Annotated in this window: 19 protein-coding genes, 1 tRNA gene and 1 pseudogene; 9 read left to right on the top strand and 12 right to left on the bottom strand. The window is 66.0% G+C overall.

Going from position 1 to position 13,666, the window contains the following annotated elements:
• Positions 1-2: 2 nt before the first annotated feature.
• The gene (locus tag AC1DF4_RS01240) at positions 3-1,157 is read right to left on the bottom strand and encodes an EAL domain-containing protein (protein ID WP_476911197.1); all 1,155 of its coding nucleotides are present in this window, start codon (positions 1,155-1,157) and stop codon (positions 3-5) included.
• Positions 1,154-1,330 (bottom strand): DUF1059 domain-containing protein, encoded by a 177-nt coding sequence (locus AC1DF4_RS01235; protein ID WP_346925489.1) that lies wholly within the window; start codon positions 1,328-1,330, stop codon positions 1,154-1,156. The genes AC1DF4_RS01240 and AC1DF4_RS01235 overlap by 4 nt, the downstream gene beginning before the upstream one ends.
• A 122-nt stretch (positions 1,331-1,452) precedes the next feature.
• Here AC1DF4_RS01235 and AC1DF4_RS01230 point away from each other — a divergent pair, with 122 nt between their 5' ends.
• A complete protein-coding gene (locus AC1DF4_RS01230) occupies positions 1,453-1,812 on the top strand; it encodes a VOC family protein (RefSeq protein ID WP_476911196.1) in 360 nt (119 codons plus the stop codon).
• 9 nt (positions 1,813-1,821) lie between these two features.
• On the opposite strand, the gene AC1DF4_RS01225 is transcribed toward AC1DF4_RS01230, so the two are convergent.
• Both AC1DF4_RS01225 and AC1DF4_RS01220 read right to left on the bottom strand, forming a co-directional pair.
• Positions 1,822-2,415 (bottom strand): DinB family protein, encoded by a 594-nt coding sequence (locus AC1DF4_RS01225; RefSeq protein ID WP_476911195.1) that lies wholly within the window; start codon positions 2,413-2,415, stop codon positions 1,822-1,824.
• A gap of 58 nt (positions 2,416-2,473) precedes the next feature.
• Complete coding sequence (locus AC1DF4_RS01220; protein WP_476911194.1) at positions 2,474-2,767, bottom strand: hypothetical protein; 294 nt, start codon at positions 2,765-2,767, stop codon at positions 2,474-2,476.
• Between the two features lie 129 nt (positions 2,768-2,896).
• On the opposite strand from AC1DF4_RS01220, the gene AC1DF4_RS01215 reads away from it, so the two are divergent.
• The 4 genes from AC1DF4_RS01215 (at position 2,897) to AC1DF4_RS01200 (ending at position 4,370) form a co-directional block, all read left to right on the top strand.
• Positions 2,897-3,085, top strand: a complete 189-nt coding sequence (locus AC1DF4_RS01215) for a hypothetical protein (RefSeq protein ID WP_476911193.1) — start codon at positions 2,897-2,899, stop codon at positions 3,083-3,085.
• A 122-nt stretch (positions 3,086-3,207) separates the two neighbouring features.
• Positions 3,208-3,474 carry a hypothetical protein gene (locus tag AC1DF4_RS01210; protein WP_476911192.1) on the top strand — a complete coding sequence of 89 codons (267 nt, stop codon included), beginning with the start codon at positions 3,208-3,210 and terminating at the stop codon, positions 3,472-3,474.
• Positions 3,475-3,526: 52 nt separating this feature from the next.
• Positions 3,527-3,859 carry an ArsR/SmtB family transcription factor gene (locus AC1DF4_RS01205; RefSeq protein WP_476911191.1) on the top strand — a complete coding sequence of 111 codons (333 nt, stop codon included), beginning with the start codon at positions 3,527-3,529 and terminating at the stop codon, positions 3,857-3,859.
• A gap of 13 nt (positions 3,860-3,872) precedes the next feature.
• Positions 3,873-4,370 (top strand): SRPBCC family protein, encoded by a 498-nt coding sequence (locus tag AC1DF4_RS01200; RefSeq protein WP_476911190.1) that lies wholly within the window; start codon positions 3,873-3,875, stop codon positions 4,368-4,370.
• Positions 4,371-4,478: 108 nt separating this feature from the next.
• On the opposite strand, the gene AC1DF4_RS01195 is transcribed toward AC1DF4_RS01200, so the two are convergent.
• From AC1DF4_RS01195 to AC1DF4_RS01180, 4 genes are all read right to left on the bottom strand, one after another.
• Complete coding sequence (locus AC1DF4_RS01195) at positions 4,479-4,799, bottom strand: SHOCT domain-containing protein (protein ID WP_476911189.1); 321 nt, start codon at positions 4,797-4,799, stop codon at positions 4,479-4,481.
• A gap of 32 nt (positions 4,800-4,831) precedes the next feature.
• Positions 4,832-5,287, bottom strand: a complete 456-nt coding sequence (locus AC1DF4_RS01190; protein ID WP_476911188.1) for a DUF6325 family protein — start codon at positions 5,285-5,287, stop codon at positions 4,832-4,834.
• 271 nt (positions 5,288-5,558) lie between these two features.
• Positions 5,559-6,065, bottom strand: coding sequence for an alpha/beta hydrolase (locus AC1DF4_RS01185; RefSeq protein WP_476911187.1), 507 nt, complete (start codon positions 6,063-6,065; stop codon positions 5,559-5,561).
• Between the two features lie 222 nt (positions 6,066-6,287).
• Positions 6,288-6,920 carry a histidine phosphatase family protein gene (locus tag AC1DF4_RS01180; RefSeq protein WP_476911186.1) on the bottom strand — a complete coding sequence of 211 codons (633 nt, stop codon included), beginning with the start codon at positions 6,918-6,920 and terminating at the stop codon, positions 6,288-6,290.
• A gap of 160 nt (positions 6,921-7,080) precedes the next feature.
• On the opposite strand from AC1DF4_RS01180, the gene AC1DF4_RS01175 reads away from it, so the two are divergent.
• Positions 7,081-7,566: a tetratricopeptide repeat protein gene (locus AC1DF4_RS01175; RefSeq protein WP_476911185.1), complete on the top strand. Its 486-nt coding sequence runs from the start codon at positions 7,081-7,083 to the stop codon at positions 7,564-7,566.
• Between the two features lie 331 nt (positions 7,567-7,897).
• On the opposite strand, the gene AC1DF4_RS01170 is transcribed toward AC1DF4_RS01175, so the two are convergent.
• Positions 7,898-7,979, bottom strand: a tRNA-Tyr gene (locus AC1DF4_RS01170).
• A gap of 161 nt (positions 7,980-8,140) precedes the next feature.
• Complete coding sequence (locus tag AC1DF4_RS01165; RefSeq protein WP_441406890.1) at positions 8,141-8,395, bottom strand: hypothetical protein; 255 nt, start codon at positions 8,393-8,395, stop codon at positions 8,141-8,143.
• 201 nt (positions 8,396-8,596) lie between these two features.
• Between AC1DF4_RS01165 and AC1DF4_RS01160 the strand changes: the two genes are divergently transcribed.
• On the top strand, positions 8,597-9,088 hold the full coding sequence (locus tag AC1DF4_RS01160) for a YajQ family cyclic di-GMP-binding protein (protein ID WP_476911184.1): 492 nt from the start codon (positions 8,597-8,599) through the stop codon (positions 9,086-9,088).
• 153 nt (positions 9,089-9,241) lie between these two features.
• Here AC1DF4_RS01160 and htpX read toward each other — a convergent pair whose 3' ends face one another.
• On the bottom strand, positions 9,242-10,114 hold the full coding sequence (gene htpX / locus AC1DF4_RS01155) for a zinc metalloprotease HtpX (RefSeq protein WP_476911183.1): 873 nt from the start codon (positions 10,112-10,114) through the stop codon (positions 9,242-9,244).
• A gap of 50 nt (positions 10,115-10,164) precedes the next feature.
• Positions 10,165-11,501 (bottom strand): annotated as a pseudogene (locus AC1DF4_RS01150) (MFS transporter).
• Between the two features lie 63 nt (positions 11,502-11,564).
• On the opposite strand from AC1DF4_RS01150, the gene AC1DF4_RS01145 reads away from it, so the two are divergent.
• Both AC1DF4_RS01145 and AC1DF4_RS01140 read left to right on the top strand, forming a co-directional pair.
• Entirely contained in the window at positions 11,565-12,032 is a 468-nt protein-coding gene (locus AC1DF4_RS01145; protein ID WP_476911182.1) for a Fur family transcriptional regulator, read from the top strand.
• A gap of 25 nt (positions 12,033-12,057) precedes the next feature.
• Positions 12,058-13,557: a catalase gene (locus AC1DF4_RS01140; RefSeq protein ID WP_476911181.1), complete on the top strand. Its 1,500-nt coding sequence runs from the start codon at positions 12,058-12,060 to the stop codon at positions 13,555-13,557.
• Positions 13,558-13,666 lie beyond the last annotated feature (109 nt).

Here is a 13,666-nt window from a genome sequence, read left to right as displayed (position 1 = left end):
GGCTACCCGCCCGGCACGGCAAGCGCGGTAATCATCCGCTCCATGCGGGCGACGCCGGCGTAGCGGCCGGCGTTATCCGTCACCAAAAGCGGCTCGAACCGGCTGGACGAGGCGCGGGTCATGGACCGGGCCAGCGCCTCGCTCAGCGGGGTGTCCAGGTTCACGCGCATCCCGGGGCTTACGATGCCCAGGCCAGCGGCCACCGGATCCAGCACAGCAACGGGCCGGAGGTGGTCGCCGATCAGCACCACCGACTGGAGCGCCGGGTTCCCGGCGAAGGCTTCCGCGGCGAGCGCGGCAGTGGTGGCCGTCGTCGCGGATTCGAGGACGTCGCGGATGACGGCCTTATGGGTCACCGGCGGTTTCGAGGCGAGCCGGTGGGCCAGGTCCAGGTCAATGCCGGCCCACGACGGCGCGGGCCGGGCCAGGTAGTAGCCCTGCACCAGCGGAACCCCAAGGGAGACCAGCGCATCGAGTTCCTCCACGCGCTCCACACCCTCGGCGAGGATCCACGCGTCGACCCTGCCGGCAAAAGTGCCGAGCATCTCGATCAGCGCGCGCTTGGCTTCGTCGCGGTCCACATCCTGGATGAGTTCACGGTCGATCTTGATCAGCGAGGGCCGCAACGCCAGGAGGTGCCGCAGTCCCGCATAGCCGGCCCCGGCGTCGTCGACGGCGATCAGCGCCCCGGCGGCACGCAACTGGTTCAGGTCCGGTTCCAGCCCAACGTAGGAATCGATGGGGGTCTGCTCGGTGAGTTCGACGACGATTCCGCCCAGGCTTCCCTCGTTCCGCCAGACGCTCCGGATCTCCTCAGTGGCCAGCAGTTCGGGTGAGACGTTGAGGGTCAGGAAGCAGTTGGGCGGCAGGCCGGAGCGGGCTGCGAGCGCGGTCCGCAGCGCCGCCGATTCCAGTTCCGCGGATCGTCCATGGGCCCGCGCAGCCGAGAACCACACTTCGGGGTTCTTCTCGGCAAAGCCGGGGAAGCGTGCCAGAGCTTCGTAGCCCACCACCGTGCCACGAGCCGTGTCGACGATCGGCTGGTAGGCCGCGGCCAGGCCTTCACCGCGGCAGGCGGCCGCCAAAAGCTCTTCCCAGTCCGGGCCCGGAGGCACTCCGGCGCTGGACGCGGACCCGCCTGCCGCGGGACTGCTCAACTAACCGGCACGATTGCTTTGTGGACCGACTGGACCACTTCGGCCGGCAGTTCCACCAGGCCGTGCGCGGACGCAGCGTGGGCGGCGACGTTGACCAGAATTTCATCTTCCGTGCTGCAAACCCATTTGGCTTCACAACCGGGCACTACATCACCACATGCAAACGATTTCACTAAGGCTCCTTATATTCGACGGCGAACTGCACCACCCTACTGCGCTGCCCGCTGGAATCCGGCGATATCCGCCCATCGGCCACCGGGTGTTTTGGGCGGCTGCGGCGGTGTACTTTGGCTCCATGATCAGGATTGGCTCCATCGTCATCCGTGTTGATGACCTCCAGCGCCAACTGGACTTTTGGACGGCTGCTCTGGACTACGTGCCGCGGCGGCCTCCCGAAGAAGACTTCGTTGTCCTCGAGCCAAGGGATGGGCCCGGCCCCAATGTCTCCCTGGACCGCGTCCCGGCGCAGGTCCAGATCCCGCCCCGAATCCACCTCGACCTCTATTCGGAGCAGCAGACCCGCGATGTGGACCGGCTTCTGCGCCTGGGCGCGACCCGCGTTGAATGGAGCAAGCGTCCTGCGGATGCGGACTACGTCATCCTGGCCGATCCCGAGGGCAACCGCTTCTGCGTGGTGGACACCGCCCGCCCGTAGCCCGTCAGGCTAGGGCCGGTCCCCCGCGGTCGAAGCCTGCCGGGCCGCAGTTTCGATTGCGGCGCAGTGGGCTGCCCATTCGTCCGGGGTCCGCTGGGAGAGGTTGGGGTCGTCGGGGCGCTGGCCGGCCGTCCGGTCAATGAGTTCGCGCAGGATATCGGCGTGGCCGAGGTGATGGGCCGTTTCGACGCACATGTGCACCAGGATCTGCTGCAGGGTCACGTGCCGCCGCTCCCCTGCCCACCACGGGACCTGTCCGGGGGCGTCGAGCGGGAGCGCCTCGATCGTCGCATCGCTGTGCGCTGCCGAGAGCCGGTGCAGTCCGATGATCTGTTCCCGCGTTTCGTCAGCGGTCACCCACAGGTCGGCATCCGGTTCCGCGTCATCGGCGAACCACGGCAGCTCCACCCCGCTGGGCCGGCCGAAGACGTCGCCGAGGTATCCGAGTTCAACGCTTGCCACGTGCTTGACCAGACCCAGCAAGTTGGTCCCGGTCGGCGTCATCGGCCTGCGGACGTCGTATTCGCTGAGCCCGTCGAGCTTTCCGAGCAGGTCGGCCCGCCGGGTGCGCAGGTAGCTGTGCAGAATCGCTTTGTCATCCATGACGCGCACTCTACCGAAGGATCGCGCGGGACCAGGTCACGTCAGCGGAGGAAACCGCTCAGAACGATTTGGGGAGCGCATGCGGGTTGACGGGACGATCCTCGTCCAGGGAGGACCGCTCCTTGGTGGCGTAGCTCCGCGCCGTGTTCAGATCGCGGGTACGCCGGAACAGCCCGTAGCCAAGAAAGCCCAGCCCGCCTGCCAGCAGCGCCAGCCCGAGAATGAAAAGTCCCGTCGCTCCGGCATCGGCCCTGCCGGACGCCACCTGAAACAGCGGTGTCGGCAGGACAAAAAGCGTAGCGGTCAAGGCTGCGCTTCCCACCACGATCTGCCACATTCCTTTGGACTTCATGGTCCCCCTCCATTGTGTCTGTCAGGGTTCAGTAAACCGGTTCCCCGGCCAAAGCGGAAGGCCTGGCAAGGTATCGACGCGGGGCGGGATGGGGAGGAGGATTAAGTGGCAGTCACGATAAGGAGGTCAGTGATGTGCTATCAGTACAACAGGGAATTCCGGCGCGACATCAAGAAGGATGAAGCAAAGGAACCAGAGGCGCGCCCGGAGCCCCGGGCGGAAACGCCTGACTTCAAGTTCTGGGCCTTCCCCCGCCGCAGCAGGGAATTCACGGTCGAGGATCCGGCGCAGGCCGACCGGACCCGCGAGAGGGTATAGCCCGGAAACCAACGGAAGGCTCCTCCACGAGGGGCCTTCCGCGCGACCGGCCACCTGCCCTGCGGACGTACCGGTGAACGTGGGGGAGACTGGAAGTCCCCCATAGCGAAGGCAGGACCACATTGATCAGTCTCCAGCAGGACGACGAAGGCTTCATTCGCATGAAGCGGCACTTCCCCGGGAGCGCCGTCGTTTCCGTCACCTTTAACGACGGTTCCTCGGAGGAGTTCTCCGGCCAGCAACTCAACGCGATCTATGACGAGGCCCTGGCCGTGTACCGGGCAGGGAACCACTTGGACGCAAAGGGATTTTCCCGGGCGCCGAAAAAGACGGTCCAGCCCACGAACAAGATCGAGTTCGTTGCTGTGCACCCCGGCATGGGCAAATAGCCTCTCAGGAGCAAATTGACACGGCGGAACGGGCGGATTATTCTACAACCAAATGGTTGTAGATCAGTTGAGTGATACCGATATTGACCGCCTGTTCCAGGCGTTCGCCGATGCCACCCGCCGGGACATCGTCACGCGGGTGACGGCCGGCGAATACTCGGTGTCACGGCTGGCTGAGCACTACGCCATGAGTTTCGCCGCCGTCCAAAAGCACGTGGCGGTGTTGGAACGCGCCTCCCTGGTGACGAAGGAGAAGCGCGGACGGGAGCAGATCGTGCGGGCCCACCACGATGGCCTACAACGGGCTCGACGGCTGCTCGATGAGTACGAAACGATCTGGCGGCAGCGGGCTGACCGGATCGCGGACATTCTCGCAGAGGGATAGGAAGAGTTCCGTTATGACCGTTATCAGTTCGCAGAAGAACGCCGAGACCCTGAGCTTTACCGTCGTCGCCGAGTTCGATGCCGGCGTCGAGCGCGTCTGGCAGGTCTGGGAGGACCCCCGCCAGCTCGATCGCTGGTGGGGGCCGCCCACCTGGCCCGCGACCTTCGACGGGCACGACTTCGTGTCCGGCGGGACTGCCAGCTATTACATGACCGGGCCCGAGGGCGAGAAGAGCCGGGGCTGGTGGCGGTTCACCGCCATCGAGGCGCCACACCGCCTGGAGTTCGACGACGGTTTTGCCGATGAGAACGGCGATCCGATCCCCGCGATGGGCACGAGTCATGCCGTGATGAAGCTGGAGGCAGTTGGCAACCGCACCCGGATGACCATGGTGTCGACCTTCGACTCCGCAGAGTCGCTGGAGCAGGTTCTCGCCATGGGTATGGAAGAGGGGATGAAACAGGCCTTGGGCCAGATCGACGCCATCCTTGCCGGGTCCAACGTCCGCTGACCGCAGCCGGTCCGTTGCGGCTATCGGACTCGCGAGGAAACACCCCCGCACGTGCCTTCCCTGGCCGGTGCGGGGGTGTTATTCCGGGTCATGGCTGGCCCTACGTGACTACCCGGCGAGAATCTTCGCCTTCTGCGCCCCAAATTCCTGTTCCGTGAGAATGCCCTGCTCCTTCAGCGCCGCGAGCTCTTTGAGCTGCTGGATGGCGTCGTTTGAGATACCTCCGCCGGCGGGCGGGGGTGGAGCCGGTTGCTCGTAATCGGGTTGCTGCTGGGCCATCTGCGCGTCGTAGGCCTCCTGTTGCTTGGCCGCCGTCGCGGCGTCCTTCTCGGCGAACTTGTTAGCCTGCCGCCGCTGGACGCGGCCGCTGACAGCAGATGCGGTCCCGGCAACAACTGCCGTCCGTGCCATACCTCTAAGCAGTCCCATAACTTTTCTCCTCTCGCGTGGCGTCTTGTGTGTCAGACAACGGGCGACTCGGCGTCGAGGGCCTCCAGAGCTGCCATCACGTCGGGCGCAGGGATCCGCGTGCTCGCGACGAGCTCACCCCCGCTGTCGCGAACGGCCGCCACAAAAGGTGCCGCCCAGATGTTCTCGTAAACGATGAGCGCGGCGAGGCTCCCGGGAAGAATCGCGTCTGCCGCTTCCGCGATTTCCTCGTCGCCGAGAAGTCCGGATTGCGCCCCGTCGAAGTACGAGAACGCCTCCGCGGGACCGCCTGGGTCAGTGAGCTCAAGCACCTCGACGGCGCCGTCCTCGTTTTTCATGACGACGAGCAGATCGAAGAGCCTGATCACACCCTCCTCGACGAGCCGTATGAGTTCTTCACTCGCCCGACCCGTCAGGCCTGCCATGGGGAACTCGAGGAGCACGAAGTCGACCGGCCCGTGGGCCTCGGTCTCCGGTGTGGTTGTCACTGGCATTCCTCCGTTCTGTTTCGAGCGCACTGTCCGGCGCGCTCGTCTTAGTCTGGACTTCGTCTGCTGGAACGTAACCACCCCCGTCGGGTGATTCCCACGGCTGGCAGCCCGGCCGGGCCAGGCTCGGAACGACCTACCCTCCGTGGGTGTCGCTGCCGGGTCATGGCGAAGTTTTCTTGTACTTTCTGTCCCGCGCCCGCCGATTGCCGCATCATCCCTTTCGGGTGAGCCCACCCGGGCAGACGTGACAGTGCCGGCAGGGCAACTCCTAAGTTCTGACGATCAAGTCGGCGAGCTGGCGGGACCGGCTGATGAAGGGAGAACGACTCGACGAAAAGCTGATCGTGTTGGTGCACCGACGGGCCACGCGTTGCTGGAGGTCGGGACTGAGCGCCCTGTCCTGCTCGCACAGGAGATACGTACTCTCGACGCTTTGCCAGGCGATCCGGGCGGGCACTCCACGGCCATGACCGGGTTGCTGCGGCACGAGCAACTCCGTCGCCCAGTCACTCTCGGCTTCTGTGCAATCAGCGTACAGAACGTCTCGGGCGCGTTCCCTACGAATGCTGCTCGTCCCGTCGTCGTTGCGCTGCACCGCGTCGTTGACCAGCGCCCCGGCGCCTCCCAGGAGCGCGCCACTTTCAGCGGACGCAGGCACGAATGCTGCGACGTAGAAGAGGCGGCCGATCCGCTCAAGGCCGGTGATGACTGATCCCCCGTAGGAATGTCCCACGACGACCGGCGCCTTCCGGCATCCGTCCACCGTCTCCTGCACTGCTGCGGTGTCTGCCGCGAGAGAGCCGCGGTGCAGACGAGGAACATGGACAAGAACACCCTACCCGCGCAGATCGTCCGCCAAACGGTCGAAGTGCGCCGGCTGATGCCACAGCCCGTGAACGAGAACGACCTCCAGGTTCTGCATCATGCACCCAGCCTAAGGTCCCGGCGCCCAGCGGGGTCGGCCGCCACAGCGGCCACCGCCCAGTCAGGTAGTGAGCTAGCCGCTGGCCAGGTGTCTGGAGTCGGCGAGTGCGGCCACGGTGCGGTTGCGCCAGTAGTCGTCGTGCCGCAGTCGGGTGATTGCGCCGGGCACGGTGGCGAATGAGGCGAAGCCTGCGGCTTCCACCGGGACCTGCAGCCACGTCGTGATGACGAAGGTCTGCGCGAAACCGTGCGTGACGACGATGTGGTCGTGTACGCGGTCTTCCATCAATTCGCGGACGCACGCTCCGACCCTTGTCGCGACCTCGCGGCGATTCTCCGCCCCGAAGACGGGGCCGCGGTGATCGAGCCGATCGCCGTCGGGCGCCGGGACCTGCCGTTCAGCCAGCCAGCCGTTCGGTCGTCCCTCGGCCTCGCCGAAGCTGATCTCACGCAGCCGGGCATCGGGTGTGACGGAAGCGCCCAGCAAGTCGGCGATGATCCCGGCCGCTTCCGTGCAGCGGGCGAGATCGGACGTCGTGATGCGGACCGGCCTGGACGTGTCGCCACGGCGGCGCTTCAGGTATTCCGCAATGAGGTGGCTGTCACGTACCCCCTCTGGAGCAAGGCGCGAGTCGAACCAGCCGCCGACGACGTCACGGGTTGTGTGCTCAGCGTGCGGGTGGGTGACGACGAAAAGTTCATGCATGGGCGATTCTTCTTTCGCTCTGAAGCCCTCGGTGGCCCGCTTAGATTCCACCTAAGCACGAGGCACAGGGTAAGGGAGGCAACGTGCCCGGATTTGTCCAGAGCAAGGACCATTCCAGGAGCTGGATGGTCCCGTCACTGGCCCCACGTAGGATCTGCACATGACGATTGACGAGTGGGAGCGCCGTATCGCCAACTTCTGGGCGGCCTTCGAAGCATCGCCGGGGGACGGGGAGGACGTCGTTGACGAGCTTGACGGGCTCGCAGCCGCCTCGCCTGCGTCCGACGGCCGGGCAGATTTTGAACGCGCCTGCATCCGCGATTCCACCGGACGGACCGCCAGCGCTGTCGAGTTTTACGAGGCGGGGCTGGCTGCCGGGCTGGACGCCGTCCGGCAAACCCGCGCCCATGTGCAGATGGCCAGCTCGCAGCGGGCACTCGGCCATCCCGACGAGGCGCTGAGAATTCTCTCCCGCGCCGATCCGCACGCGCTGGGCGGGGCACCCAGCGCCGTTAGGGCCCTGGCCCTCCGGGACGCCGGCCGGCACGATGAGGCCCTCCGCGTCGCGCTCGAAGCCCTTATCCCCCACCTGCCCCGGTATCAGCGCTCCATGGCGAACTACGCGAGACTCCTGACGGAAGACTAGGGCTCTGCACCGACGGGGCGCTCAGGGCAACGCCGCTCGCCGTCCGGGGCGGGTTTGAACACAATTCCGGCCTTAGCCTTCTGTGTCCGCGGCGTGTCCGTGTCAATGTGCCCCCGGCCCGCAGCCGTTTGCATAACCCACCGTTGGCCTAACGCGCAGGATGACTCACGCGATGCTTAAGGGCAGATCAGGGCGCATGTGCGGCGCCGATCCGCCCTGGTCTGCACGCGCTCCGGCTCTTTGCCTGCAAACCCCAAGCTTCACGCGCAACTCTCAAAAGGGCAAAGAAAAAGCCCCCGGAACCTGGTGGTTCCGGGGGCTTTTCCAAGGGTGGCAGATGAGGGATTCGAACCCCCGTAGGCGTTGCCAGCTGATTTACAGTCAGCCCCCTTTGGCCGCTCGGGTAATCTGCCGAACTTCAAAAGAAGATCACTCGCGGTTTCCGTCTTCAGAACGCCTGTTTCCAGTCCGTTCCGCTTCCAGTAACCGCGGGCAAGACAACTTTACAGAACTTCCGCCGAAGAATCGAATCGGCGCTCCAGCGTTTCAAAAGAGCCCCAAAAAGCCCGGAAATTCAGGCATCCCCAAGGATGCGGCCGGCAAGTTTGGACTCGAACTTCGCGGCTTGCTCCTCCGTGATCTGGTTCAGCTGCACGGCGCGCGCCAGATCGGCGTGGACACCGTCCAGCCTTGAGGAGGCATCAGCGGCGGGGCTGAAGATAATCGAGGCCGCCAGCGTTGCCGCCGCCACGGACGTCGCGGCCGTCGCGAACCCGCCTGCGGCGGCTGCGGTGGAACGGATGACATAGCGGACGGCTTTGTGCTGCATGGACTGGCACCTTTCAAGCGACTCTTCCAACTCCTGCAACTCTGCCGGATGAAACTTCGTTCCCGCCCTGACTCAGCTTTGAGCGGACTGTGAATCGGGACAACGCCCGCCGACCTTCACAACCAGGGCATCCGTACTAGGCTGGATTGCAGACACTATGGCCCTTCACCGGGCACACCCCCAACCATCAGGAGGACAGTCATGGCAGGCGAATCCACATTCGACGTCGTCAGCAAGGTAGACAAGCAGGAAGTCGCCAACGCGCTGAACCAGGCGCAGAAGGAGCTGGTCCAGCGTTACGACTTCAAGGGCGTCGGCGCCGAGGTTGATTTCAGCGGCGAGAAGATCCTCATGAAGGCCAACTCCGAGGAGCGCGTGCTCGCCGTCCTGGACGTGCTGCAGTCCAAGCTCATCCGCCGCGGTATCTCACTGAAGTCCCTCGACACGGGCGAGCCCTACCCGTCCGGCAAGGAGTTCCGGCTCGAGGCCACCATCAAGGAGGGCATCGCCCAGGACCTCGCCAAGAAGATCAACAAGCTCATCCGCGACGAAGCACCCAAGTCCGTCAAGTCGCAGATCCAGGGCGACGAACTCCGCGTGACGTCCAAGTCCCGTGACGATCTCCAAGAGACCATGAACCTGCTGAAGGGCTTCGACGAGGCCGACCTGCAGTTCGTGAACTTCCGCAGCTAGCTCCGCCTCCGCGGCTCAGAATTCCTGACGCTGCATTAAAGGGCTGTCGCACCGGGGATTCCCGCGTCGACAGCCCTTTTGGGCGTCATGGATCCAGATGCGCGTCGGGGAGCAGCCGGTGCCCCCGGACGGATGCACCCCGGAACCGCCGAACTACCCCAGCGGCCGGCCGGCCATACGCTCCAGCCGGCCGATACGCTCGCTCATCGGCGGATGCGTCGAGAACATTTTCGCGACGCCGCCGGCGCGGAACGGGTTCGCGATCATCAGGTGCGAGGCGTTGACCAGCCGCTGGTCCTGCGGCAGCGGCGCGAGCTGAACGCCCTGCTCGATCTTGCGCAGGGCCGAGGCGAGCGCCAGCGGGTCCCCCGTGAGCTTGGAACCGTCCTCGTCGGCGTCGAACTCCCGGGTCCGGGAGATCGCCATCTGGATCAGCGAGGCCGCAAACGGCGCCAGCAGCGCCATGGCAATAGCGGCGATCGGATTGGCGTTGCGCCGGTCCCCGCCGCCGCCGAAGATCAGGAACATCTGCGCCACCGAGGTGATGACGCCGGCGACGGCGGCAGCGACGGAGGAGGTCAGGATGTCCCGGTTGTAGACGTGCATCAGCTCGTGGCCCAGCACACCGCGGAGTTCCCGGGCGTCGAGCAGCCGGAGGATGCCCTCCGTGCAGCACACGGCGGCGTTCTGCGGGTTGCGGCCGGTGGCGAAGGCGTTCGGGGCCATCGTGGGCGAGAGGTAGATCCGCGGCATCGGCTGCTGCGCCGTGGCGGAGAGTTCCCGGACTATCTGGTGGAGCTGGGGCGCTTCGGCCTCTGTCACGGGATAAGCCTGCATGGACCGGATGGCGATCTTGTCACTGTTCCAGTAGCCGTAGGCCGTGGTGGCGACACCGACCAGCGCCATGATCCAGATCGGCGCGGAACTGCCCATGCTGGAGGCCATCAGCGCGCCGAGGCCCAGGAGCACTGCCCACAGCACTCCGAAAAGGGCCGCGGTCTTCAGTCCGTTGTGATGCTGATGCACTGTTCCTCCAAGTCGTCCCGCTATGGGCCCACACCCGGGAAAACGTTCCGCTACGGCACCGGGTTCCGCGCGTCGTACTTCAGGAAGCCCGACTGCCAGTGCGCCACGGCCCAGGCAACCGCAATGCACAAAAGACCGCCCAAAAGCAGGACCCAGCCTTCACTCAGAATTTTAGTCCCACCACCGGCGAGCATGTCCCCCACTCTGGGTCCGCCGGCCACCACTACGATGAACACGCCCTGCAGGCGGCCGCGCAGGTGGTCGGGTGTGGAGGCCTGCAGGATCGTGGTGCGGAAGACGGCACTGACGGAGTCGGCGATTCCGGCCAGCCCGCAACACACGGCGGCGGGCATCAGCCACCACGTGACGCCGTCGGCCCCGGAAGTCCCCGCGAGCACGACTACAAGGCCGAGGCCGGCGATCGAGGCACCCCAGCCCATCACGGACCAGACGACGGCGGCCCCCTGCCGCCGGACTGCCCCCAGCGGCCCCGAGAAGAGCCCGGCCAGGAACGCGCCGACGGCGGTCGAGGCGAGCAGGATCCCCACCGTAGCCTCGCCGCCGCCGATCATGACGGCGCCGATCGCGGGCAGCAGCGCCCGGGGCTGCGCGAAGATCATTGCGACGAGGTCGATGATGAAGGTCATCCGCAGGTTGGGGCGCGTGCCGAGGAAGCGGAAGCCTTCTACGACGGACCGCAGCCCCGCCGGCCGCGCATGTTCCCCCGGCGGCATGGCGGGCAGCCTCAGCAGCGCCCACAACGCGAACGCGAAGGTGCCGACGTCGATCGTGTAGGTCCAGGCGAAGCCGACCGTGGCCACCGCAGCCCCGCCAGCAGCGGTCCTGCGGTCAGCGTGAGGCCGAAACTGATCATGCTCAGGGCGTTGGCGGCCGGCAGGAGTTCCGTGCGGACAAGCAGCGGGATGATGGCGCTGCGGGCCGGCTGGTTAATGGCCTGCGCGCCGCTCTGCACCGCAACCAGGACGTACAGCACCCAGACGTTCCCCAGCTGCAGCCAGGCCTGCAGGGCGAGGCAGGCGGTGGTCAGCCACAGCACCGATGAAGCCAGGAGCGCCACTTTGCGGCGGTCGTGGGCGTCCGCGATCGAGCCGCCCAGCAGGCCGCCGAAGACCAGCGGGACGAGGGCGAAAATGCTCAACAGGCCCACATAGAGGCTGTCCTGGGTGAGCCGGTAGACCTCCAGGCTCACGGCCACCAGGGTCAGCTGGCTGCCCAGGGCCGCGACGGCGGACCCCAGCCACAGGCGGCGGAATGCCGGACTCTCGCGCAAGGGCGTGATGTCCGCCAGATATTTCCCCACCCGGGACACTCTAGTGGGACGTATGGGACTGATGAGACGCAGGGGGCGCGCCAGGCCCGGCAGCATTGCGGCGGTGTCATTAGCCGGACCTTATTATGATCGACTCACAATAAGTGCTTGAATGGGTGCATGACGGATTCCACGGGCACCCACGAAGCATGGGCTGCGGCCCTGCGTGCCCACGGCCGCCGGGTGACAAAACAGCGGCTGGCGGTGCTGGCAGCCGTCGAGCACCACCCGCATTCCCCCGCCGAGCACATCCTCGCCACCGCCCGCCGGGATCTTCCCGAGCTGACGGCGCAGTCCGTCTACGTGGTCCTGAACGACCTGACCGATCTGCAGATGCTGCGCCGCTTTGAGCCGCCGCACTCCCCCGCGCTGTACGAGACGAGGGTGGGCGACAACCACCACCATGCCGTCTGCATCAGCTGCGGCAGGGTGGAGGACGTCGAATGCGCCGTCGGCCATGCTCCGTGCCTGACCCCGCACTGGGGCGAGGACTCCAAGCCGATGACCATCCAGATCGCGGACGTGCTGTACCAGGGCATTTGCCAGGACTGCCAGCGCACGCAAAAACTTCCCGCCGAACGTAATTAAGTAGAAACAACAAATTAGGAGAAAGATGACTCAGCACATCTCTGCGCCCGCCGTGTCCACGACACAGTCCGGTGCCCCGGTCACTTCCGATGCCCACTCGCAGTCCGTCGGCGCCGACGGCGCGATCATCCTCACCGACCACTACCTGATCGAGAAGCTGGCGCAGTTCAACCGCGAGCGTGTTCCGGAGCGCGTGGTCCACGCCAAGGGCGGCGGCGCCTTCGGTACCTTCACCACCACCGAGGACGTCTCGAAGTACACCAAGGCCGCACTGTTCCAGCCGGGCACCGAGACGGAGATGCTCATCCGCTTCTCCTCCGTCGCCGGCGAGGCAGGCTCCCCCGATACCTGGCGCGATCCCCGCGGTTTCGCCGTGAAGTTCTACACCACCGAGGGCAACTACGACCTCGTCGGCAACAACACGCCGGTGTTCTTCATCCGCGACGGCATCAAGTTCCCGGACTTCATCCACTCGCAGAAGCGCCTGCCGGGCACCCACCTGCGCGACGCCGACATGCAGTGGGACTTCTGGACCCTGTCCCCCGAGTCCGCCCACCAGGTCACCTGGCTCATGGGCGACCGCGGCCTGCCGGCCTCGTGGCGTGAAATGCAGGGCTACGGCTCACACACCTACCAGTGGATCAACGCCGAGGGCGAGCGCTTCTGGGTCAAGTACCACTTCAAGTCCAACCAGGGCGTCAAGTCCATGACCGGCGACGAGGCCGAGGCCCTGGCCGGCGCCGACGGCGACTTCTACATCCGCGACCTGCAGGAAAACATCGCCGCCGGCAACTTCCCGTCCTGGGACCTGCACGTTCAGGTCATGCCGTACGAGGACGCCAAGACGTACCGCTTCAACCCGTTCGACCTCACCAAGGTGTGGCCGCACGCGGACTACCCGCTGATCAAGGTCGGCACCATGGAGCTGAACCGGAACCCGGAAAACTACTTCGCGCAGATCGAGCAGGCCGCCTTCGCGCCGTCGAACTTCGTGCCGGGCATCGCCGCTTCCCCGGACAAGATGCTGCAGGCCCGCATCTTCTCCTACGCGGACGCGCACCGCTACCGCGTGGGCACCAACCACGCCCAGCTGCCGGTCAACCTGCCCAAGAACCAGGTCAACAACTACAGCCAGGATGGCCAGGGGCGCTACCACTTCAACGCCCCGTCCGTTCCGGTCTACGCACCGAACTCCGTCGGCGGCCCGGCTGCTGTGGAGCCGCAGAACCCGGCCGGCGGTTGGGAGAACGACGGCGCGCTGACGCTCGCCGCGCACTCGCTGCACGCCGAGGACGGCGACTTCGGCCAGGCCGGCACGCTGTACCGCGAGGTCTTCAACGACGGCGAGAAGGCCCGCCTGCTGGAGACCGTCACCGGTGCCGTCAGCGGCGTCAAGGACGCCGGCATCAAGGAACGCGCCATCCAGTACTGGACCAACGTCGACGCCGAGTTCGGCGCCAAGCTGCGCGCCAACCTCGGTGCCGGCCAGGTCGAGTCCGACGCCGAGGCCGCCAACAAGGTCTAATTCTTAGGCCCTGCCCGGGTTCGCCCTGGGTTGGTTTGCGTCTCGACAGCACCCCGTCACACCACCGGTGTGGCGGGGTGCTTTCGCGTTACGGCGCGGTTGCGCAGAC

It is taken from the genome of Arthrobacter sp. 05N429, assembly GCF_056397045.1.
This window is presented reverse-complemented; position numbering and strand designations above follow the sequence as displayed.

Bases quoted from the DNA above. Each gene is read 5' to 3' on its own strand.
- AC1DF4_RS01230 (WP_476911196.1), top strand. From the start codon at position 1,453: ATGATCAGGATTGGCTCCATCGTCATCCGTGTTGATGACCTCCAGCGC.
- AC1DF4_RS01225 (WP_476911195.1), bottom strand. From the start codon at position 2,415: ATGGATGACAAAGCGATTCTGCACAGCTACCTGCGCACCCGGCGGGCC.
- AC1DF4_RS01220 (WP_476911194.1), bottom strand. From the start codon at position 2,767: ATGAAGTCCAAAGGAATGTGGCAGATCGTGGTGGGAAGCGCAGCCTTG.
- AC1DF4_RS01205 (WP_476911191.1), top strand. From the start codon at position 3,527: ATGGTTGTAGATCAGTTGAGTGATACCGATATTGACCGCCTGTTCCAG.
- AC1DF4_RS01200 (WP_476911190.1), top strand. From the start codon at position 3,873: ATGACCGTTATCAGTTCGCAGAAGAACGCCGAGACCCTGAGCTTTACC.
- AC1DF4_RS01195 (WP_476911189.1), bottom strand. From the start codon at position 4,799: ATGGGACTGCTTAGAGGTATGGCACGGACGGCAGTTGTTGCCGGGACC.
- AC1DF4_RS01180 (WP_476911186.1), bottom strand. From the start codon at position 6,920: ATGCATGAACTTTTCGTCGTCACCCACCCGCACGCTGAGCACACAACC.
- AC1DF4_RS01175 (WP_476911185.1), top strand. From the start codon at position 7,081: ATGACGATTGACGAGTGGGAGCGCCGTATCGCCAACTTCTGGGCGGCC.
- AC1DF4_RS01165 (WP_441406890.1), bottom strand. From the start codon at position 8,395: ATGCAGCACAAAGCCGTCCGCTATGTCATCCGTTCCACCGCAGCCGCC.
- AC1DF4_RS01160 (WP_476911184.1), top strand. From the start codon at position 8,597: ATGGCAGGCGAATCCACATTCGACGTCGTCAGCAAGGTAGACAAGCAG.
- AC1DF4_RS01145 (WP_476911182.1), top strand. From the start codon at position 11,565: ATGACGGATTCCACGGGCACCCACGAAGCATGGGCTGCGGCCCTGCGT.
- AC1DF4_RS01140 (WP_476911181.1), top strand. From the start codon at position 12,058: ATGACTCAGCACATCTCTGCGCCCGCCGTGTCCACGACACAGTCCGGT.